General features: G+C 60.5%; 20 protein-coding genes. 12 read left to right on the top strand and 8 right to left on the bottom strand.

Going from position 1 to position 20,262, the window contains the following annotated elements; genetic code table 11:
- The first annotated feature begins 10 nt into the window (after positions 1-10).
- From OLZ32_RS22820 to OLZ32_RS22795, 6 genes are read left to right on the top strand one after another with little or no spacing between them, the layout of a single operon-like run.
- Positions 11-1,027 (top strand): formamidase, encoded by a 1,017-nt coding sequence (locus tag OLZ32_RS22820; protein WP_264422776.1) that lies wholly within the window; start codon positions 11-13, stop codon positions 1,025-1,027.
- An 11-nt stretch (positions 1,028-1,038) separates the two neighbouring features.
- A complete protein-coding gene (gene biuH / locus OLZ32_RS22815; protein ID WP_264422853.1) occupies positions 1,039-1,740 on the top strand; it encodes a biuret amidohydrolase in 702 nt (233 codons plus the stop codon).
- Positions 1,740-2,795 (top strand): cyanuric acid amidohydrolase, encoded by a 1,056-nt coding sequence (gene atzD, locus OLZ32_RS22810; protein ID WP_264422775.1) that lies wholly within the window; start codon positions 1,740-1,742, stop codon positions 2,793-2,795. The genes biuH and atzD overlap by 1 nt, the downstream gene beginning before the upstream one ends.
- A 1-nt stretch (position 2,796) precedes the next feature.
- The gene (locus OLZ32_RS22805; protein WP_264422773.1) at positions 2,797-4,347 is read left to right on the top strand and encodes an ABC transporter ATP-binding protein; all 1,551 of its coding nucleotides are present in this window, start codon (positions 2,797-2,799) and stop codon (positions 4,345-4,347) included.
- Entirely contained in the window at positions 4,347-5,015 is a 669-nt protein-coding gene (locus OLZ32_RS22800) for a cysteine hydrolase family protein (protein WP_264422771.1), read from the top strand. Before OLZ32_RS22805 ends, OLZ32_RS22800 begins: the two co-directional genes overlap by 1 nt.
- A complete protein-coding gene (locus OLZ32_RS22795; protein WP_264422769.1) occupies positions 5,008-5,361 on the top strand; it encodes a cupin domain-containing protein in 354 nt (117 codons plus the stop codon). The genes OLZ32_RS22800 and OLZ32_RS22795 overlap by 8 nt, the downstream gene beginning before the upstream one ends.
- A 51-nt stretch (positions 5,362-5,412) precedes the next feature.
- On the opposite strand, the gene OLZ32_RS22790 is transcribed toward OLZ32_RS22795, so the two are convergent.
- From OLZ32_RS22790 to OLZ32_RS22775, 4 genes are all read right to left on the bottom strand, one after another.
- Complete coding sequence (locus OLZ32_RS22790) at positions 5,413-6,204, bottom strand: amino acid ABC transporter ATP-binding protein (protein WP_264422766.1); 792 nt, start codon at positions 6,202-6,204, stop codon at positions 5,413-5,415.
- Positions 6,201-6,869 (bottom strand): amino acid ABC transporter permease, encoded by a 669-nt coding sequence (locus OLZ32_RS22785; RefSeq protein ID WP_264422765.1) that lies wholly within the window; start codon positions 6,867-6,869, stop codon positions 6,201-6,203. Before OLZ32_RS22785 ends, OLZ32_RS22790 begins: the two co-directional genes overlap by 4 nt.
- Positions 6,866-7,507, bottom strand: coding sequence for an amino acid ABC transporter permease (locus OLZ32_RS22780; protein ID WP_264422764.1), 642 nt, complete (start codon positions 7,505-7,507; stop codon positions 6,866-6,868). Before OLZ32_RS22780 ends, OLZ32_RS22785 begins: the two co-directional genes overlap by 4 nt.
- A 98-nt stretch (positions 7,508-7,605) precedes the next feature.
- Positions 7,606-8,433 (bottom strand): transporter substrate-binding domain-containing protein, encoded by an 828-nt coding sequence (locus OLZ32_RS22775; protein ID WP_264422762.1) that lies wholly within the window; start codon positions 8,431-8,433, stop codon positions 7,606-7,608.
- A 227-nt stretch (positions 8,434-8,660) separates the two neighbouring features.
- Between OLZ32_RS22775 and hutC the strand changes: the two genes are divergently transcribed.
- From hutC to OLZ32_RS22755, 4 genes are all read left to right on the top strand, one after another.
- Complete coding sequence (gene hutC, locus OLZ32_RS22770; RefSeq protein WP_264422760.1) at positions 8,661-9,368, top strand: histidine utilization repressor; 708 nt, start codon at positions 8,661-8,663, stop codon at positions 9,366-9,368.
- Positions 9,369-9,398: 30 nt separating this feature from the next.
- The gene (locus OLZ32_RS22765) at positions 9,399-10,337 is read left to right on the top strand and encodes a LysR substrate-binding domain-containing protein (protein WP_264422758.1); all 939 of its coding nucleotides are present in this window, start codon (positions 9,399-9,401) and stop codon (positions 10,335-10,337) included.
- Positions 10,338-10,450: 113 nt separating this feature from the next.
- Positions 10,451-11,806, top strand: a complete 1,356-nt coding sequence (locus OLZ32_RS22760; RefSeq protein WP_264422756.1) for an LLM class flavin-dependent oxidoreductase — start codon at positions 10,451-10,453, stop codon at positions 11,804-11,806.
- A complete protein-coding gene (locus OLZ32_RS22755) occupies positions 11,803-12,342 on the top strand; it encodes a flavin reductase family protein (RefSeq protein WP_264422754.1) in 540 nt (179 codons plus the stop codon). Before OLZ32_RS22760 ends, OLZ32_RS22755 begins: the two co-directional genes overlap by 4 nt.
- On the opposite strand, the gene OLZ32_RS22750 is transcribed toward OLZ32_RS22755, so the two are convergent.
- Positions 12,319-13,482: an aminotransferase gene (locus OLZ32_RS22750; RefSeq protein ID WP_264422752.1), complete on the bottom strand. Its 1,164-nt coding sequence runs from the start codon at positions 13,480-13,482 to the stop codon at positions 12,319-12,321. The genes OLZ32_RS22755 and OLZ32_RS22750 overlap by 24 nt on opposite strands.
- Before the next feature lie 96 nt (positions 13,483-13,578).
- On the opposite strand from OLZ32_RS22750, the gene speB reads away from it, so the two are divergent.
- Positions 13,579-14,634: an agmatinase gene (gene speB / locus OLZ32_RS22745; protein ID WP_264422749.1), complete on the top strand. Its 1,056-nt coding sequence runs from the start codon at positions 13,579-13,581 to the stop codon at positions 14,632-14,634.
- A gap of 79 nt (positions 14,635-14,713) precedes the next feature.
- Here speB and OLZ32_RS22740 read toward each other — a convergent pair whose 3' ends face one another.
- On the bottom strand, positions 14,714-15,298 hold the full coding sequence (locus tag OLZ32_RS22740; RefSeq protein ID WP_264422747.1) for a cysteine hydrolase family protein: 585 nt from the start codon (positions 15,296-15,298) through the stop codon (positions 14,714-14,716).
- Between the two features lie 74 nt (positions 15,299-15,372).
- The gene (locus OLZ32_RS22735; RefSeq protein WP_264422745.1) at positions 15,373-17,763 is read right to left on the bottom strand and encodes a putative bifunctional diguanylate cyclase/phosphodiesterase; all 2,391 of its coding nucleotides are present in this window, start codon (positions 17,761-17,763) and stop codon (positions 15,373-15,375) included.
- Positions 17,764-17,868: 105 nt separating this feature from the next.
- Between OLZ32_RS22735 and OLZ32_RS22730 the strand changes: the two genes are divergently transcribed.
- Positions 17,869-18,672 (top strand): transporter substrate-binding domain-containing protein, encoded by an 804-nt coding sequence (locus OLZ32_RS22730; protein ID WP_264398170.1) that lies wholly within the window; start codon positions 17,869-17,871, stop codon positions 18,670-18,672.
- 88 nt (positions 18,673-18,760) lie between these two features.
- On the opposite strand, the gene fdhA is transcribed toward OLZ32_RS22730, so the two are convergent.
- Positions 18,761-19,951, bottom strand: a complete 1,191-nt coding sequence (gene fdhA / locus OLZ32_RS22725; RefSeq protein WP_017992560.1) for a formaldehyde dehydrogenase, glutathione-independent — start codon at positions 19,949-19,951, stop codon at positions 18,761-18,763.
- Positions 19,952-20,262: the final 311 nt, after the last annotated feature.

The following is a 20,262-nucleotide window of genomic DNA, read 5'->3' as shown; positions in this document are numbered from 1 at the left end:
GAGCTTTCCGATGAACGGACTTGGTGGTCTCAACAAATCCGAACACGGCGTCGGCATCGGCCTCGTTCAGCTCCAGCTGCCGGTGACCGTCAGCAAAGCTGACTTGGCAAAACAGACGCAGGTGATCGTCGATCTGGTGGCCAAGGCGCGGCGCAACCAGCCGGGCATGGACCTCGTCGTCTTTCCCGAATACGCGCTGCACGGCCTCTCCATGGACATCAATCCGGAGATCATGTGCACGCTCGACGGGCCGGAGGTCGCGGCTTTCAAGCAGGCCTGCAGAGACAACCGGATCTGGGGCTGCTTCTCGATCATGGAGCTCAATCCCGGCGGCATGCCCTATAATTCCGGCATCGTCATCGACGACCAGGGCGAGCTGAAGCTCTATTATCGCAAGATGCATCCCTGGATCCCCGTCGAGCCCTGGGAGCCCGGCGATCTTGGCATCCCTGTTATCGAAGGCCCCCGAGGCGCCAAGCTCGCGCTGATCATCTGCCATGACGGCATGTTCCCGGAGATGGCGCGCGAATGCGCCTATAAGGGCGCCGAAATCATGATCCGCACGGCCGGCTACACGGCGCCGATCCGCGACGCTTGGCGCTTCACCAATCAGGCCAACGCCTTCTGCAACCTGATGGTTACCGCCAATGTCTGCATGTGCGGCTCGGACGGCACGTTCGATTCGATGGGCGAAGGCATGATCTGCAATTTCGACGGCACGATCATCGCCCACGGCACCTCCGGCCGGCCCAACGAGATCATCACCGCCGAGGTGCGTCCTGACCTGGTGCGCGAGGCCCGGCTCGGCTGGGGCGTGGAGAACAACATCTACCAGTTCTGCCATCGCGGCTATGTCGCCGTCGCCGACGGCGCGCAGGATGCGCCCTACACCTACATGCACGATCTTGTTGCCGGCAAATACCGCCTGCCATGGGAAGACGAGATAAAGGTCAAGGATGGCACGTCCTGCGGATTTGACAAGCCGACGCGCCGTTACGGCGAACCCCTCAAACCTGCTGCGGAATAGGAGAGAGAATGATGGACGCGATGGTCGAAACCGAAGGGCACTTTATCGACGCCGATCCGTATCCGTGGCCCTATAACGGGGCTCTGCGGCCTGATAACACCACCCTCATCATCATCGACATGCAGACCGATTTCTGCGGCAAGGGCGGTTATGTCGACCATATGGGCTACGACCTGTCGCTGGTGCAGGCGCCGATCGAACCGATCAAACGCGTGCTGGCCGCCATGCGGGCCAAGGGCTACCACATCATCCATACCCGCGAAGGCCATCGCCCCGACCTCGCCGACCTGCCGGCCAACAAACGCTGGCGCTCGCAGCGCATCGGCGCCGGCATCGGCGATCCCGGCCCCTGCGGCCGTATCCTGACGCGTGGCGAACCCGGCTGGGACATCATCCCCGAACTCTACCCGATCGAAGGCGAGACGATCATCGACAAGCCCGGCAAGGGTTCGTTCTGCGCTACCGACCTCGAACTCATCCTCAGCCAGAAGCGCATCGAAAACATTATCCTTACAGGCATCACCACCGATGTCTGCGTCTCGACGACGATGCGCGAGGCGAACGACCGCGGCTACGAATGCCTGCTTCTGGAGGACTGCTGTGGTGCGACCGACTATGGAAACCACCTCGCCGCCATCAAGATGGTGAAGATGCAGGGCGGCGTCTTCGGCTCGGTCTCCAATTCCGCGGCTCTAGTCGAGGCGCTACCCTGATGCCGTCATTGCGTGCCCATGTCTTTCGCGTGTCAGCCGACGGCCCCGATGACGTTGCCGGCGTCGAGGCGCTCTTTGCCAGCGGCCTTCAGGCGAACAACGTCGTCGCCGTTCTCGGCAAGACGGAAGGCAACGGCTGCGTCAATGATTTTACCCGCGGTTATGCCACCCGCAGCTTCGAGACATTGTTCAGTAGATATGGCGTCGACGGCGTCTCGATCATCATGTCCGGCGGCACCGAGGGTGCGCTCTCGCCGCATTGGACGGTTTTTGCGCGTGAAACCGTAGAAACCCCGGGCGAACGGGCGCTGGCCATTGGTGTGTCGCGTACCCCCGCGCTGCCCCCCGAACATCTTGGGCGCCGGGAACAGATCCTGCTCGTTGCCGAAGGCGTGAAGTCCGCGATGAGGGATGCCGGCATCGATGATCCCGCCGATGCCCATTTCGTGCAGATCAAGTGTCCGCTGCTCACCTCGCGCCGGATTGCCGAGGCCGAGGCAGCAGGCAGGACGGTCGCAACCCACGACACGCTGAAATCTATGGGCCTCTCGCGCGGCGCTTCGGCTCTCGGCGTCGCCGTGGCACTCGGCGAGATAGATGCGACATCGATCAACGATGCCGACATCTGCACACGTTTCGATCTCTTTTCCCGCTGCGCCTCATCCTCGTCAGGGGTCGAACTCACCGATCACGAAATCATCGTCCTCGGCATGAGCGCAAAATGGTCCGGTCCGCTGTCGATCGACCACGCGGTCATGCGGGATGCGATCGACGCGCATTCCGTCAGGAAAGCCCGCGAACGCCTGCCAGAAAACAGCCGGCTGGCGGCGGTTCTCGCCAAGGCCGAGCCGGACCCGTCCGGCAGGATCGGCGGCAGGCGCCACACGATGCTCGATGACTCGGATATTGCAGGCACCCGCCATGCCCGTGCCTTCGTCGGCGGCGTTCTCGCCGGCATCTTCGGCATTACCGATCTCTATGTGTCCGGCGGCGCCGAACACCAGGGTCCGCCCGGCGGCGGTCCCGTCGCCATCATCGTCGAAAAGGAGCAATGAAGTGAGCACAGTCCGCGACACGCCCCTTCCGCAAGCCGGCAAGGCCGTCGGCATCGAGACGCTCGATATGACCATGCGTTTCGGCAGCTTCACCGCGCTCGACAACGTCTCGATCGCCGTTCCGGCCGGGTCTTTTCACGCGCTTCTCGGCGAAAACGGCGCCGGCAAGTCGACACTCGTCAAATGCATCATGGGCTTCTATCACGCAACGTCAGGCTCGTTGTCGGTCGACGGCCGCGAGGTGGCGGTGGCCTCACCCAAGGATGCCGCGGCCTATGGGCTCGGCATGGTCTACCAGCATTTCACACTGGTTCCCTCTCTGACCGGCGCGGAAAACCTGGTCATCAGCCGTACCGAAGTACCCGCGGTGATCAACTGGGCCAGGGAACGCAAAGATCTGGCGGGTTTCATGGAACGCATGCCGTTCAAGATCCCGCTCGACAGGCCGGTCAGCGAACTCGCGGCCGGCGAAAAACAGAAACTCGAAATCGTCAAGCAGCTCTATCTCGGTCGCTCCTTCCTCGTGCTCGACGAGCCGACCTCGGTGCTGACGCCGGCCGAAGCCGATGAGATGCTCGGCATCGTCCGCGGGATGACCGAGCGCGGCGAGCTCACCGTGCTGATGATCTCCCACAAGTTCCACGAGGTGACGAAGTTCGCTGATGCCGTCTCGATCCTGCGGCGCGGCAAGCTGGTCGGTACCGGCAAGGTCGATGAGCTCTCCACCGCCGAGATGGCGGCGATGATGATCGGTGACGTCAAGCTCGCCGAGCTCGACAGCCGTCTGCCGGTGGCGGAAGCGGCCAAATCCGTGCTCACTGTAAGCCAGGTGAAAGCTCCGGATCGCTCCGGCCTGAAGACGATCGAGATCGACGCGCTGACGGTCCGCTCCGGCGAGATCGTCGGCATCGCCGGCATATCGGGTAACGGCCAGAAGGAGCTGACGGAAATTCTGGCCGGCCAACGCCCGACCGATAGCGGCGAGGTCATGGTCAATGGAGAGACTTACGGCGCCACCCGTGACGAGACCCGCAAGAACAGGGTGCGTTTCATCCCTGAAGAGCCGTTGCAGAATGCCTGTGCGCCCAAGATGACCGTGAGCGAGAACCTTGCGTTCCGCACCTTCGACTTGAAGCTGGACGGCAAGGACGCGATCTGGCTGAACAAGAGCAGTATGAAGAAGCGTGCCTCGGCGCTGATCTCCGACTTCAAGGTCAAGACGGCCTCTTCCTCCTCGCCGATCGCAGCGCTCTCGGGCGGCAACGTGCAGCGTGCCGTACTGGCCCGTGAACTGACCGGCGAGGTCGATCTGCTGATCGTCTCGAACCCCTGTTTCGGCCTCGATTTCTCGGCGGTTGCCGAAATCCGCGCCCGGATCATGAAGGCCCGCAATTTAGGTGCCGCGGTGCTGCTGCTCTCCGAAGACCTCGACGAACTGCTCGAGATGTCCGACCGCATCATGGTCATTTCAGAAGGCAAGCTGGTTTACGAGACACCGGCGCGCTCGGCCGATATCGGCGTGATCGGCGCCCACATGGCGGGACATCACTAATGATGGGGATCAAGGCAGAGCCTTTCGCCTTTCCGGTGAAGCACGATGAGCTCGCGCTCATCGTCATCGACATGCAGCGCGATTTCGCCGAGCCCGGCGGCTTCGGCGCCAGCCTCGGCAATGATGTCAGCCGCATCACCAGGATCGTGCCTGACGTCAAGCGCCTCATCCAGGGCTTCCGCAATGCCGGCCTGCCTGTGATCCATACGATGGAGTGCCACCGGCCTGATCTCTCCGACCTGCCGCCGGCCAAACGCGATCGCGGCAATCCTGCGCTCAGGATCGGCGACGAAGGCCCGATGGGCCGCATCCTGATCTCCGGCGAACCCGGCACGGCAATTCTTCCGGAACTCGCTCCGGTGAAGGGCGAAGTCGTCATCGAAAAACCCGGCAAGGGCGCCTTCTACGCGACCGACCTCGGCGCCGTGCTGCAGCAGAAGGGCATTCGTCAGCTCGTCTTTGCCGGTGTCACCACCGAAGTCTGTGTGCAGACGACGATGCGCGAAGCAAACGACCGCGGCTATGAATGCCTGCTCGCCGAGGAGGCGACGGAAAGCTATTTCCCCGAATTCAAATCTGCCGCCATCGCCATGATCCGCGCCCAGGGCGCGATCGTCGGCTGGACCGCCCATGTCGACGACATTCTGGAAAGCATTGCCCATGCCTGAAACGACCCGCGAACGCTTGACGTCAGGCGGCTGGAAGGAGCTGGAATTCGGCCCATTCCGCGATGCTGTCACCATTCACTGGATCCGCCCCTTCGAGGGCGACCAGCCGGGCGTGGCGCTGTTGAAATATGAGCCCGGCGCCTCGGTTCCCCGCCATCGCCATGAGGGGCTCGAAACCATCCTGGTGCTCGATGGCGTTCAATCCGACGAGACGGGCGATTACATCAGCGGCAGTTATATCGTCAATGCGCCGGGCAGCGAACATTCGGTCTGGAGCGAGAACGGCTGTGTCGTGCTCATCCAGTGGGACCGGCCCGTGAAAATATTCGAAGACGAAATTGCCTGAAGCCGACACCGGCCTTGGAGGTCTGCCCGACGATCGGGAAGGACATGAACGTCACAGCAGCATCGAGGCTCCGCGATCGATGTAGGTATCCAGGAATTGCTCGAGCCGGGGGTTTCTCGGTCGTTTGAAGACGTCTTGCGGCGGGCCGGTGAACAGCACCTTGCCGTGATCGAGAAAGACGATCTGCTGGCCGACCGTTGCTGCAAATCCGATCTCGTGGGAGACGACGACCATCGTCATGCCCTCGGTGGCGAGATCGCGCATGACGTTCAGCACTTCGCCGGTCAGCTCGGGATCGAGTGACGAGGTCGGCTCGTCAAAGAGCATGATCTTCGGGTTGAGGGCAAGCGCCCGGGCGATGGCAACGCGCTGCTGCTGCCCTCCCGAGAGCTGCGACGGATAATGCCCTGCCCGGCCTTCGAGGCCGACCTTGACGAGCTGGGCCATTGCCCGCTCTTCAGCATCCCTACGGCTCATCTTGTGAACGGTCTTCAGCGCTTCGCTGACATTGCCGAGCGCCGTCATATGCGGCCAGAGATTGAACTGCTGAAAAACCATGCCGATCTGCGATCGAATTTGTCGGTTCACAGCAGCTGGTACCCGCTCACGGACGCCCTTGGCGTTTCCCGCAAAGCCAAGCACCTCGCCGTTGACGGTAATCGTCCCTTTGGTCGATTCCTCGAGAAAGGCCATACAGCGCAGCAGCGTACTCTTGCCGGAACCCGACGGGCCGATGACGCAGGAAACCTGTCCCTGCACGATATCGAGATCGATGCCGTGCAGCACGGTGGAGCCGCCGAAGGTCTTGACGAGATTTTTGACTGCGATCGCAGGAACGCTCATATGTTGAAAAACCTGAATCTGGTGAGTTTCGTTTCGGCGAGATGACCGAGCCAACCGGTGATTTCGACCAAGGCCCAGTAGAACAGGGCGAGCACGAAGAGCGCCTCGACGAAAGCATATTGCTGCGAGCCGATGGCGCTCAATGTCGCCGTCAATTCCGGCACGGTGATGATCGACAGCACGGCCGTCTCCTTCATCAGGATGACCGTCATGTTGACCGAAGGCGGCAGCACCAGCATGGTCATCTCCGGCAATAATATGCGTCGGATGATCTGCCCTTGTGTCAGGCCAACGCATATCCCGGCCTCGATATGCCCCTTCGGGACGGCGGCAAAGCCCGAGCGGAAGATCTCACTGAAATAGGCCGCGCCATAGATGGAAAGGCCGATGACGCCTGCCGGGATCGGATCGAGAGACAATCCGACGAATGGCCCGCCGTAGTAGACGAGGAATATCTGAATCAGGAAGGGCGTGCCGCGGAGCACCGCGATGACGATGCCGAACGCCTTGTCCAGCATGACGCCGCCAAAACGTCTGGCGACGGCGATAAGGAAGCCGAGCACAGCAGCGGCCGGGGTGGTGATGATCCAGATGACGATGGTGACCCATGCACCGCTGAGGATATCCGGCAAGTTGCTGAAGATCACATTGATGTCGAAGGTCATCGCGGCACTCCCGGCAGGGAGCGTTCGACTAGGCCGCCCGCAAGAGCAACGATCCAATTGATGACGAGATAGATCAGCCCGGCGGAAGCGAAAATTTCGAGCGGCAGGAAGGTACTGCCGGCAAGATCCTGGGCCATGCGCGTCAACTCGATGACCCCGACGACCGAGACCAGCGAAGACGCCTTCAGGATAAGGATCGCTTCGTTGATGAGCGCCGGAAAGGTCAGGCGGAGGGCGATCGGCGCCTTGATACGGCGGAAGATCTGAACGGGTGTCATGCCGACCATTTCAGCCGACTCGACAAGGCCCGAGGGAACGCTGGAAAAACCGCCGCGCAGATTTTCAGCCTGATAGGCTGCCGTACACAGCGAAAGACCAATGATGGCTGCAACGATGCTCGGCACGTTGATGCCGATTGCCGGCAGCAGGTTATAGATCAGCAGCAGTTGCACCAGCAGCGGCACGCCACGAAAGAAACTGATAAAAATCCGCGCCTGCAACGCGAAGAACCGTTGCCGTGAAAGCAGCATGGCGGAAACGACGATGGCGATCGCAAAGCCGATCAGGATAGAAACCACGCTGATCGTCACCGTGTAGATCGCGGCTTGCAGAAGCAGTTCGAAAAGCTTGATGGACATGGGAGGTGTTTGCCTGGACGCTGCGGCCGCGAACTCTGATGCCACGGCAGATTGCGCCCCGACCGATGGCGGGGCGCGTTCGTTTCACCGGCAGCCAATCAGAATGCCGGGTCCTTGACAGCATCCGGCGTATCAAAAGATGCACCGAACCACTTCTTCTGCAGTTCAGCCATGCGCCCGTCTGCCTTGATCTTGAGCATCGCGGCATCGATCGCGTCCATCAGCGGCGCGTGATCGGCATCCTTGAGGCCGATGAAGCCGAAATAGGACTTCTTCCCGAATGGCGGCAGGACGACTTCGAACGTGTCCTTTCGCTGGCTGGCGACGAAGGCGATATTGGGCAGCGAATTGGCAACGCCGGCAATGCGGCCGGCTGCGAGATCGGCGTAGGATTCGGTAAAGGCCGGATATTCGCGCACATCGACCTTGGCCGGCAGCGTCTCGGAGAATTCCTTCAGCTGGTCGAGCTGGGCAGTTGCCTTGCCGACACCGATCGTCTTGCCGGCAATATCTTCCGGCTTGCTGATCGTCGTGTCGCCGGCCTTCTTCAGGATGGCAATCGTCGCTTCGGCGATCGGCGGCGTGAAGCGATAGCGCTCCAAGCGCTTCTTGGTGATCGTTGCAGGACCTGCGACGACATCGAACTTGCCGGCCTCAAGCGCCGGGAAGACGCCATCCCAGGGAAGCGCCACCCACTCGATCTTGACGCCGAGTTCCTTGCCGATTTCGGCAAAAAGGTCGACGTTCAAACCGGTGTGTTCACCGGCATCGATATAGTCGAACGGTGCGAAAGCGGTTTCGGTGCCAACCTTGAGGGTGCCGGCTGCCTTGACGGCTGCCAGCGTGTCGGCTGCATGGGCGGAAACGGCTGCTCCGATGAGGAGCGCAGCGCCGACCAGACCCTTCAGCAGTGAATGTGCCTTCATGATCATCTCTCCAGTTTTTATTCCCCCGGCGGAGGAGTTTTGGTTCCCGACTTCGATTTCCTCTGCGCGGATTTCTGTGTTCCGCTTTTGACTATACAAATAGATATAGGCTGGCCTAGAGTGTCAATGTAAAAGACGAGGAACGCAAAATTTGTGCCGGGTGGCAGCGATCTCGCCGGTATGACCGTTCAGCATTCATGATCGTTGACGCCTAATGAGGTGCGGGCTTGGTGTCGATTTATCAGCGGATTTTCATGGATATCGAGGCGAAGATCATCAGTGGCGCCTGGCGGCCTGGTGACCGTATTCCCGTCGAGCACGAACTGGTAGCGGAATATCGATGCTCGCGGATGACGGTCAGCAAGGCGCTGTCGGCGCTCGCCGAGCGAGGCATGATCGTCAGACGGCGCAAGACCGGTTCGTTCGTCGCATCGCCCCAGATCGACCGCACGGTGATGGATATCCAGGATATCAGCACCGAAGCGAAACTGGCCGGGCACGAGCACCGCTTCGAAATCCTCGCCCGCAAGATCGAGCGCCTTGGAGAGGCGGAGGCGCAGCAGCTGTCGGAGCCTGCCGACGCAGAGGTCCTCAGGCTTCAATGCCTGCATATCGTCGACGGCAGACCGAATGCCATCGAGCGACGGATCATCATGCTCGATGCCGTGCCAGGGGCGAGAGAAGAGAGCTTCGCCTCGATCCCGCCCGGCAAATGGCTGCTTGAGCAAGTGCCCTGGTCCAAGGCCAAACACGTCATTCGTGCCGTCTCGGCCGATACCGTGACGGCCCGGATCCTGCAGACGGAGAGGGGCGAGGCCTGCCTTAGCCTCATCCGCCAGACCTGGCAGAACGGCCGCACGGTGACATATGTCGAGTTTACCCATCCAGGCGACCGGTTCCAGTTTGCAGGGACGTTTCATCCGGCAGCAAATTGAGTTCGACGCCAATCACGAGAGGTTCTGCAAGTGACCGATGAGCGCTTCAAGACGATCCCGCTGAAGGGCTTGCAGGCCTTCGAGGCGGTGGGGCGCTGCGGCGGTGTGACGGCCGCGGCACTGGAACTCAACGTATCGCCGGGAGCCATCAGCCAGCAGGTTCACAAAATCGAAAGCTTCCTTGGCGTTTCGCTTCTGGAGCGTAGCGGACGAACCGTCGAGCTGACTGCCTGGGGTCGGCTCTACCACCAGGAGATATCGAAGGGATTTGAGCAATTTGCGCTCGCCGGGCAACTGCTGGAAAAGGCGCGCAACGAGACAGCATTGGTTCTCAGTGCGCTTTCCTCCGTCGTCAACAAATGGATCGGCAGGCGCATCTTCGACTGGCAGGCGCTTCATCCCGACGTGCAGGTGAGGATCATCGGACGCGACAGAGAGCCCCGCATCGGCTTCGACGATATCGATTTCCGCGTCAGCTACGGATCGGACGTGCTGCAGCACGAACATTATACCGAGCTGTTTCGCGATTGGGTCGTGCCAGCCTGCTCGCCGGCATTGATGCGCGATCGCGCACATGCGGCGCGCGACCTCTTTGAACAACCCCTCCTCCATGTCGAGTGGGAACGGCACTTCACCCCCTATCCCAGCTGGGCGGAGTTTGCCGCCAAGGCCGGCGTCTCCTTCGACGCGTCAACGCCGGGCCTTTCCTTCACCCTGTCGAGCAGTGCGATTGACGCCGCCGTCAACAAGCGCGGCGTCGTGCTCGCACAAATGTCGATGATATCAGATGAGCTCGAGGCGCAAACCCTCGTCATTCCCGTCGACCTGCGCATTGCACTGCGCGAAAGCTATTTTCTCGCCTGGGATCGGGCGGCCTTGCAGAAGCCCCACGGGCGCGAATTCCGCGATTGGCTCGTCGCTATTTCCCGTCAGCAGGCTTTGGCATCGGCTCCCAAGTCAACACTTTAGAAAAACTAAAACGGAACTCAGCTGCGCGATATTGATGAAAATTTGCGCCTGGCGATAATTTACGCAGTCGCCCTCCACCGTTGGCGGCGTGGCCGACATAGCAGGAGAGCTCGATGGCGCGAACTGACAAGATGAAACTCGGGACTTTCGTCTATACGTTCGGCTTTCATCCCGCCTCCTGGCTGCATCCGGCAAGCGACGTCAACGGCGCCAACGACTTCGCTCATCTGCTCGATGTCGCCAAACGATCCGAGGCAGCCAAGTTCGATTTCATGTTCATGGCGGATTCTCCTGCCGCTGCCGTCGGCGATCCCAGTGCGCTTGCCCGCATTCCGACCAAGATGAACCGTTTCGAACCCCTCTCGCTGCTTTCGGCTCTCGCGGTCACCACCAACGATCTCGGTCTTGTGGCGACGGTCTCGACGAGTTACTACGAGCCATACAATGTCGCGCGCCTGTTCGCCTCGATCGACCATCTGAGCAAGGGACGCGTCTGCTGGAACGTCGTCACGTCAGACCACGACGAAACCGGCTACAACTTCAATCGCGAGGGGCTGGACCCACATGCGCTGCGTTACGAGTGCGGCAACGAGTTCGTCGACGTCGTGTTCGGCCTCTGGGACAGCTTCGAGGAAGGCGCACTGCTTCTCGACCGTGAAAACGGTGTCTACTATGACAAGGACAAGCACCACACGCTCAATCACAAAGGCAAGCACTTCCAGGTTCGCGGACCCCTCAACATCGCGCGGACGCCCCAAGGCCGTCCCGTGATCGCCCAGGCGGGCGGCTCGGAACCCGGAATGGACATGGCGGCACGCACGGCCGAGATCGTCTTCAGCCTTGCATCGAATATCGACCGCAACCGGGCCTTCTACGAAAACGTCAAGCGCCGGATGCCGGCCTTTGGGCGCGATCCCGACGACCTGAAAATCATGCCGGGCATCGTGATCAACGTCGGTGAAACCGAAGCCGAGGCAAAGGCGAAGGTCGATTATCTGATCGACAAGATGCATCCCGATGTCGGCCGGCTGATGCTCTCCGAATTCCTCGAGGCGGACCTGCGCGATGTCGCTCTCGACAAGCCCTTCCCCATGGATCGGCTGCCGGCGGCGCCGAAGGGATCACGCGCCTTGTTCGACGAGCTGGTCGATTTCGTCAGAAGCGGCCGCACCGTCGGCGAACTCATCCGGCACTATGCCGAGAAGCATACCGGAAACGGCATCACAGGCACGCCGGCCCAGATCGCCGACTACATGGAGGAATGGTTCGAGACGCGTGCGGCCGACGGCTTCATCCTGATGTTCCCGACCTTGCCGTCCAGCCTCGACGACTTCGTGCGGCTTGTGCTGCCCGAGCTTCGGCGCCGCGGGCTGTTCCGCGAGGAATACGAGGGCAAGACCCTGCGCGAAAACCTCGGTCTTTCAATGCCTGTCAATCGCTTTGCCAAAACACAAGAGCCAGCCCGATGAGTGTCGAGGCTTTGATCAGCGAAGCGGACTTCAAGCTTTCGATGCGTCATCTAGCGGGTGCGGTCAGCGTGATTACGGTCGGCGATGGAAAAGACCGCACCGGCTTCACGGCAACGTCGGTCTCCTCGCTTTCGGCGGAGCTGCCGTCCGTCATCGTCAGCCTCAACCGAGCGTCTTCCTCATGGCCGGCGCTGCAGCGGTACGGCTGCTTCTGTGTCAACGTGCTCGCCGCCGACCAGCAGCAGGTGGCGCAATCCTTTGCCGGCCTTGACGGCCGAAAGGGCGCCGAACGCTACGTCGATGCGGGATGGTATCGCCTCAAGACCGGCGCGGCCGCCCTTGAAAATGCCCTGACGGTCGTGGACTGCAAGCTCGAAACCGCATTCCACTATCATTCCCATGCAATCTTGGTCGGGCATATCCGCGCGATCGAAATCCGGCAGGGCATAGGGCCGCTGCTTTACTGGCGCGGTGGCTACCATGAACTTCCGGCAGACGTCGATCGCCGCAACCTAGCGAAGGCGCTCCGACAATAGCCCGATCGAGGCGATATCCGCATTGGCAAAGGCAAGTCTGAGGTAACGCTCCTGGCCTTCGCCGAAATAGGCGCCGGGCAAACAGACGATGCCGGATTCCTTGGCGAGTTTTTCGGCAACTTGGGAAGACGTTCGATCGGCGTGGGGATGGCGGACAAAGGCGAAATAGGCGCCGATCGCGCCGATTTCCCAATCCGGCAGCCCAGAAAAGACCTGCCTCAACGCATCCGCCCGGCGGGCGATCTCGAGCCGGTTGCCAGCCCGCCAGTCGGCGAGCGCCGGGATCGACGAGGCAACGGCGATCTGAGGCGAGCGCGGTGCGCAGATCTGCATATTGTCCATCACCTTGGCGATCTCGGCGACAAGTTTGGGGCCTGCTGTGATTGCACCCAGCCGATGACCGGGGATGCAGAAGGATTTCGAAAAGCTGTAGAGAAGGACGAGCGTATCCTCCCAGTCCGGCTCCGAGAGAAGAGAGTGCGGCCGTCCGTAATTCTCGCCGAGGAAATCGCGATAGGTTTCATCGAGAACCAGCCAGGCGCCATATTTCCGGCAGAGAACGAAAAGCTCATGCAGTAGGCTCGGCGGATACACCGCCCCGGTGGGATTGTTGGGTGTCACGACGGCAAGCATCTTCGCGCCCGCCGCAAGGGCCGCCTCGGCCGAAGCCGGATCGGGAAGAAATCCATTGGCGGGATCGCAATCGACCAATCGCCGCCCGATTCCCAGCATCGACAGCGTCGTGTCGTAGTTGAAATAGAAGGGATTGGTCAGCGCCACCGTATCGCCCGCGCCCGCAAGCGCGATCGCCGTACACATGAACGCCTGATTGCAGCCGGCGGTAATGTGGATATTGCCGGCGGAAAGGTTGGCACCGTAAAGCTCGGCAAGATGAGCCGCGTAGGCCTTGCGCAACAGAGGTTCGCCTTCGATCGGCCCGTATCCCGTCATCGCCTGCTGCCCGGCCGCTTCGCCCAGAAGTCGAAGCATCTCCGGATGCGCGGGATAGCCGGGCACGGCTTGCGACAGATCGATGAGCGGCCCTTTTTCTCCTTTGTATTCGCGGCTCCAGGCGACGACGGAAGGAATGGGCGGGGCGGAGAGACGGGCAACGAGGGTATTGGGTTTTGCAGCGATCATGTCGATTTCTCTTTGATACCGATTGCTACAACGATACCAATTGCTTTCTCAACCTCTTTGTCTGACGAGACAGACCTGAAGCGGAGACACATGCGCATGGTGTGGGACAAAACGCGGCTCGAACAGCTGCGCGCAGAATTTGCAGACGCCAATGGCGGCGAGATATTCGATGAGAAGTTTCGGAGAGTGGCGGAGAAGATCATCTCCAAGAGCGGCACGAGACTGGCGCCCTATGCCGGAATACCGACTTTCCTCAGCGCACCCTACATGCAGATCGCGGCCGAGGATCCGGACTTCGGCAATCTCCAGGTTGCGATTACCGGGATCCCCATGGATCTTGGCGTCACCAATCGCCCGGGCTCGCGTTTCGGACCGAGAGCACTTCGCGCCATCGAAAGGATCGGCCCCTACAATCACGTTCTCGCCACAGCGCCGGTCTTCGATCTTCGGGTCGCCGATATCGGCGATGTCCAGTTCCAAAGCCGTTACCGGCTGGAACTCAGCCATGACGACATCGAAAAGCGCATCGGCCAGATCGTCGATGCCGGCGTTGCCCCGCTTTCCGTCGGCGGCGATCATTCCATCAGCCACCCGATTTTGAAGGCCATCGGCCGGCAGCAACCGGTCGGCCTCATTCATATTGATGCCCATTGCGATACAAGCGGCGCTTTCGATCAGACGAAGTTTCATCACGGCGGGCCGTTCCGCAATGCGGTGCTGGACGGCGTGCTTGATCCGACAAGGACGATCCAGATTGGCATCCGTGGTTCGGCGGAATATTTGTGGGAATTCTCCTATGCCTCGGGAATGACCGTGATCCACGCAGAGGACATCAGCGGGATGGGGATTCCTGCCGTCATTGCCAAGGCAAAATCCATCGTCGGCGACGGCCCCACCTATCTTTCCTTCGACGTCGACAGCCTCGATCCGAGCTTTGCGCCTGGCACGGGCACGCCCGAGGTCGGTGGATTGACCACGCGTGAAGTCCTTGAACTGATACGCGGGCTGAAAGGGATAAACCTGGTGGGCGGCGATGTCGTCGAAGTTGCCCCGCAATATGACGCAACGACCAACACAGCGCACGCCGCAGCACAAGTGCTCTTTGAGATTCTGAGCCTCATGGTGTTTAGTCCCTCGATCGGCAAACGTTAAGGCCAACCTCTCGGTCATCTCCATGTCATTCGTGGCGATGAGCAGTATTGCTGCGAAGGCTGTATCGCCACACGAGGCTCTAGCCAACCTCGCTCAAAAATTCTTCGGTCTCCATGAGTTCGAGCTGCACGGAAAACCGATCCTGCAGAAGTTCCAGCGACGCGTCATGCGTATCGTCGGCGCCGCTGCACACGGCGTCTCTCAGGACGATGACACGATAGCCGAGATCGATCGCGCCGAGCGTCGTGGCAAGCACGCAGATATCCGTTTCACCGCCCGTTATCACAAGCGTGTCGACCCGCTCCGACTGAAGGATCGGATGTAGGCGGCCGTCGATCCAAGGCGAATAGGTGCGTTTGTCGAAGTGCCTTGCCGGCGGAACCAGCGATGCCAGCGATGAAACGAGATCGATGAGGCCGCGCGGAAGATGTTCGCCCGTCATCATCCACCATTTCCGGTAATAATCCCGCCATTTCCCCGGCATGTCGTCCGCACGCTCGGGTGGCAGGAAGCGGGTAAAGATCGTTCGGGATGGATGCCGCCCGGCCAGCTCTTCGATCTGGGGAGAGACCCGTGCCATCCAGGGAACGTGCCACGGCGTGTCTTCGGCAAACATCCGCTGCATGTCGACGCAAAGGTGCCGCCACTCCCCGACCTCGCCCATCAGATCCTCCATCCGGTCTTCGGGCGTCAACCGCCGCGTGAGGCGAAAGTTCCTGGCGAAAGATCAAAAGCCTCTCAGGCAACGGCGCCTGGAGCGGTCGAAAGTAACCCGGCGCTTTCAGCTTTCTGGAAACTATCAAGGTCGCCAAGAGGAACCGGTTTGGAGAAGAAGTAACCTTGGAGGTCGGTACAGCCGAGGGCGGCCAGAAAGTCGCGTTGATATTCGGTTTCGACCCCTTCGGCCGTCGTCGAGATACCGAGGTTGCGGCTGAGCGCGACGATGGCGCCGATGATTGCCGCCCCGTTGGCTCTGGTGCCGAGCTGCGAGACGAACGAACGATCGATCTTGATGCGGTCGATATCGAAGCGCACCAGATGGCTGAGGCATGAAAAGCCGGTTCCGAAATCGTCGAGCGAAACCTGAACACCCCGGCTGCGCAGCAACTTCAGCACCGTATAGACATCCGAGTTGTCCTCGATGAGCGAGGACTCGGTGAGCTCGAGCTCAAGCCGGGACGGCTGCAGGCCACTCTCCTCAAGCACGGCGAAGACTTCCTCGGCGAAATTTGGTCTTCTCAACTGGGCGGGAGACACGTTGACCGCAACAAACGTGTCTTCCGGCCATTCGCGGGCGGCTCTGCAGGCTTCGCGCAAGACCCAGAAACCGAGAGCGTCGATGAGGCCGCCCTCCTCGGCGACAGGGATGAAGCTGGCCGGCGTCAAGAGGCCGCGCTGGCTGTGACGCCAACGCACCAGAGCCTCCGCGCCCGACGCCGCGTATCCTGCCTCAGCGCGATGTACCGTTTGGTAATAGACCTCAAGCGATCCGAAGTCCGATCTGTTTACAATCGGATCGGATTGCGGACCGTCGGCGGATGAGGCCGTGTCTTTGGCCAGAACTTCCCGCAATTCGTTCTTGAGAATGTCGCGCGCATTCCGCCCGCCGTCCATGGACGGTGAATAGAGACGCCACTGGCCTCTGCCTCCCACTTTTGCCTCGTATAGCGCGACGTCGGCGTAGCGCATGATGTCATCGGCATTCCGGCCGGCATCGGGCACGACGGTCACGCCGATCGAGCCGCCGACGCGCGCGACCGCCTCGCCCCTCAAAAGCGGGAAGGGCTTGCCAAGTTCGGCAACGATCGCTTCGCAGATTGCCGGCAAAACATGGTCATGATCTTTGATGTCCCGGAGAAGCAGGGCGAATTCGTCCCCTCCGAGCCGGGCAAGCGTGTCGCCCGGACGAAGCTGGGAGCGGATCCGCTCCGCAGCCATCCTGATGAGTTCATCGCCGGCGGCATGGCCGAACGTGTCGTTCACCGCTTTGAAGCGGTCGAGGTCGAGAAGCGCGACTGCCGAGCGCTCGGTCGAATTCTGCGTCTCGGCCAGGCACTCGTCGAACCTCATCGCGAACAAAGCGCGGTTGGGAAGATCGGTCAGTACATCATGCAAGGCAAGCTGCCTCGCATGCAGCTCGCTTTTTTTCAACTCGCCGAGACTGCTTCGCAGGCGAACCAGCAGGACCGAGAACAGGATCGCGATCACCAGGGCGGCAATCGAAAGCGCCGGCATCAATCGGCCGATCACCCTCGAACCTGGAAGATCCGGCCGCCATACGATGAAGCCGATCGGTTCGCCGTTTGCCGTGGCATCGATCTGGAACGCAACCTCGTTTTCGTCCGCATCGGCCGTGCGCGCGAATCGGGCGCCATTGAGGCCCTGTTGCCGGCTCAATTCATCCAGCGCCGCACCATCGATAAAGCGCACGACGATCAGGAATTGCCGCATCGGCTGCTGCTGCCTCTGAGTGGCCTCGTTGATGGCGACGACGCCAACGATCGTCGGTCGACCTTCCAGCCGCATCAGATTGGCCAGCGCCCGGTTGGAACGGGCGGCATTCGCAACGCGGCTTTCCATCGAGGACGGCGTTCGTTCGTTGGAAACCGTGCCGTGTCTCACCCCAAGGCGGGCATCCTGAAGGAGAGGCAAGAGGAGAGGCTTCATCCAGCGATAACGCTTTTCCGTTTTCGCATCCGCCAGCATGAGCAGTTGCGCCTTCTCGTCGACGACAAAGGCCTGATCGTAGCCGAAGGCGGACATTGCGGTCTGGCTGATCGCACTCCCGGCCGCCGCCGTCAGAACGGCATCGAGGCTGGAGGATCCTCCGGTCGACCGGGCCGCCGGATAAACACGTGTAAGGTAACCGTTGCCGAACTGGCCGATAACATGGGCGACTTGATCGACCTGTTCCCGCAGGCGGGCGTTCACAAGCTGACGCTGCCGATCAAGGGCGGCGGCGTCGCTCTCGGTTCCTGCCCAGAGCGCCGAAAGCACGACAAGTCCGATCGCTCCAAGCCCGCTGATGGCAATAAGAAACAGAATTCTTCCCGAAGCGATCCAGGATTGCTGAAACGTGTTGGAGCTGGAAGGAAGAACGATGTGCAAGCGTAGACCCCTGAACACCACGACTCGGGCGCATTCGTCGACGCTAACAAAGAAGCGTTCACGTAGAATTAAAAGCTGTGACCCACTATGGCGCGCGATCGACTATGCCCTAAGGAGCTCCCGACGATGTTGCGCATATCCATTCAGACTATATTGCGCGGAGCGCTGATGGCGGGCGGGATCGGCATCTTTTTAGCGGCCTCGCCGCTCGAGGTGGCTGCGCAAGATCGCACGCCGATGAGAATTGCCGTCGAAGGTGCATTTCCGCCCTTCAACTATCTCGATGCAAATAACAAGCTTCAGGGCTTCGATATCGATATTGCCAATGCGCTGTGCGAGGTTGGCAAGTTCGAATGCCAATTCATCATCGAGAAGTGGGACGACATCATTCCCAATCTCGTTGCCGACAAATATGACGTGATCATCTCATCCATGTCGATGAGCCTTGAGCGGCGTCAAAAGGTTGCCTTCACTGAAAAATACTACAACAGCCCGTCGGTGTTCATCGTTCGCAAGGACTCGTCGATCAACGACATCAGCCCCGCCGCCCTCAGCGACAAAAAACTTGGGGTGACGTCGTCGACAGCGCAGGAATCCTTTGCCAACCATCTCTATCCGGAGATGAAAAAGACGGTTTTTCGGTCTTCCCCCGAATTGTACAAGGGTCTGGCGGATGGGAGCGTCGACATTATCCTCGAGGATAAACTCGCCATCTATGACTGGATTGCCAACACCAAGGCAGGAAACTGCTGCGAGTTCAAAGGGCCGGATCTGGTCGACGTAACATACTTCGGTGAGGGTGCCGGTATCGCGCTGCGCCTGGATGATAAGGAGCGTCTGACGCGCCTGGACGAAGCGCTGAAGAGCATCAAGGCGGACGGAACCTACGACATGATCAATGCAAAATATTTCCCGTTCAGCATCCAGTAGTTCGTCAAGCAAATTGTCATGTGGTGAATGCTGAATGGCCGGTTTTCCGCCGGCCATTCCTATAAGGTAAAGTCCTCAGTCGTAATCGCTATGCGGCTTTCGCCACCTCTCCGTGCGGATCGAGGACATATTTCGTCGCCGCTCCCTGGTCGAAGCTCTCATAACCATTGGCGGCATCGTCAAGCGGGATGACCTTGGCGTTGACGATATCGGCAATTGGCAGCCGGTCGTGGAGGATCGCCTGCATGAGTTGACGATTATATTTGATCACTGGAGTCTGGCCGGTGTGGAAGGACTGTGCCTTGGCCCATCCGAGGCCGAAGCGGAGCGAAAGATTGCCGTGTTTGGCGGCGTTGTCGACGGCGCCCGGATCCTCGGTGACGTAGAGGCCGGGAATGCCGATCGAACCCGCGGCACGGGTAATCTCCATCATCTGATTGAGCACGATCGCCGGCTGTTCCCCGCCCGAGTGGCCGCGTGCCTCGAAGCCGACCGCATCGATGGCGCTGTCCACTTCGTTGCTGCCGACGACCTGCGCGATCATGTCGCCAAGACGGTCGCTCTTCGACAGGTCGATCGGCTCGAAACCAACCTTTGCCGCATGCGCCAGACGGTCTTTGTTGAAATCACCGATCATCACGACTGCAGCGCCGAGAATGCGAGCCGAAGCCGCAGCCGCAAGGCCGACCGGGCCGGCGCCGGCGATATAGACGGTCGAGCCGACCCCAACGCCTGCACGCACTGCGCCATGGAAGCCGGTGGGCAGTATGTCGGAGAGCATGGTCAGATCGCGGATCTTCGCCATTGCCTTGTCCCGATCGGGGATTTTCAGCAGGTTGAAATCTGCATAGGGGATAGTGACGTAGCGCGCCTGTCCGCCGATCCAGCCGCCCATGTCGACATAACCGTAAGCACCGCCGGCGCGGGCCGGGTTTACCGTCAAGCAGACACCGGTATCCTGAGACTTGCAGCAGCGGCAACGGCCGCAGGCGACATTGAAAGGCACCGAGACGATATCGCCGATGTCGAGCATCTCGACGTCGATGCCTTTCTCGATGATCTCGCCGGTGATTTCATGACCGAGGACCAGGCCAGGCATCGCCGTCGTGCGGCCGCGGACCATATGCTGATCGGATCCGCAGATATTGGTCGAGATCACCTTCAGGATGACGCCGTGTTCAATGCGGCGGCCGTCGGGCGCTTCCAGCTTCGGATCGTCGATGTCGCGGACTTCGACCTTGCCCGGCCGGAGATAAACGACGCCTCTATTTTTGCTCATGGATTCCTCCCACTTGTTTGAATGCCTCGATCTGCAACCGATGCAGTCGATGGCAACCTTCCCTCCGGCCTGCCTCCTCTGCAGCCCGGTGTCCACAACACAGGATATCGGTTCATTTCGCCAGTTTGCGAGATAGCGCCTTGAACACCACAAACAAACCATGCCTGACGGAAAACAGCGATCAAGAAAGCGACATGGGCGCAACCCAAAGACGACAGTCGGCAAAGTCGCAATAGCGCTGCGTAGCGGAAATAATTGATCCCGCGAATGCGGCGGTTTTCCGGATCGTCCGGGAAGATTTGATCGCCGCC

Source organism: Rhizobium acaciae (assembly GCF_025941625.1).
GTDB lineage: Bacteria > Pseudomonadota > Alphaproteobacteria > Rhizobiales > Rhizobiaceae > Rhizobium > Rhizobium acaciae.
The sequence above is the reverse complement of the archived record's forward strand: the minus strand, read 5'-3'. Positions and strand labels throughout refer to the sequence as shown.

Bases quoted from the DNA above. Each gene is read 5' to 3' on its own strand.
- OLZ32_RS22820 (WP_264422776.1), top strand. From the start codon at position 11: ATGAACGGACTTGGTGGTCTCAACAAATCCGAACACGGCGTCGGCATC.
- speB (WP_264422749.1), top strand. From the start codon at position 13,579: ATGGTGTGGGACAAAACGCGGCTCGAACAGCTGCGCGCAGAATTTGCA.
- OLZ32_RS22760 (WP_264422756.1), top strand. From the start codon at position 10,451: ATGGCGCGAACTGACAAGATGAAACTCGGGACTTTCGTCTATACGTTC.
- atzD (WP_264422775.1), top strand. From the start codon at position 1,740: ATGCCGTCATTGCGTGCCCATGTCTTTCGCGTGTCAGCCGACGGCCCC.
- OLZ32_RS22790 (WP_264422766.1), bottom strand. From the start codon at position 6,204: ATGAGCGTTCCTGCGATCGCAGTCAAAAATCTCGTCAAGACCTTCGGC.
- OLZ32_RS22795 (WP_264422769.1), top strand. From the start codon at position 5,008: ATGCCTGAAACGACCCGCGAACGCTTGACGTCAGGCGGCTGGAAGGAG.
- fdhA (WP_017992560.1), bottom strand. From the start codon at position 19,951: ATGAGCAAAAATAGAGGCGTCGTTTATCTCCGGCCGGGCAAGGTCGAA.
- OLZ32_RS22730 (WP_264398170.1), top strand. From the start codon at position 17,869: ATGTTGCGCATATCCATTCAGACTATATTGCGCGGAGCGCTGATGGCG.
- OLZ32_RS22775 (WP_264422762.1), bottom strand. From the start codon at position 8,433: ATGAAGGCACATTCACTGCTGAAGGGTCTGGTCGGCGCTGCGCTCCTC.
- OLZ32_RS22785 (WP_264422765.1), bottom strand. From the start codon at position 6,869: ATGACCTTCGACATCAATGTGATCTTCAGCAACTTGCCGGATATCCTC.
- biuH (WP_264422853.1), top strand. From the start codon at position 1,039: ATGGACGCGATGGTCGAAACCGAAGGGCACTTTATCGACGCCGATCCG.
- OLZ32_RS22780 (WP_264422764.1), bottom strand. From the start codon at position 7,507: ATGTCCATCAAGCTTTTCGAACTGCTTCTGCAAGCCGCGATCTACACG.
- OLZ32_RS22740 (WP_264422747.1), bottom strand. From the start codon at position 15,298: ATGGGCGAGGTCGGGGAGTGGCGGCACCTTTGCGTCGACATGCAGCGG.
- OLZ32_RS22750 (WP_264422752.1), bottom strand. From the start codon at position 13,482: ATGATCGCTGCAAAACCCAATACCCTCGTTGCCCGTCTCTCCGCCCCG.
- OLZ32_RS22755 (WP_264422754.1), top strand. From the start codon at position 11,803: ATGAGTGTCGAGGCTTTGATCAGCGAAGCGGACTTCAAGCTTTCGATG.
- OLZ32_RS22800 (WP_264422771.1), top strand. From the start codon at position 4,347: ATGATGGGGATCAAGGCAGAGCCTTTCGCCTTTCCGGTGAAGCACGAT.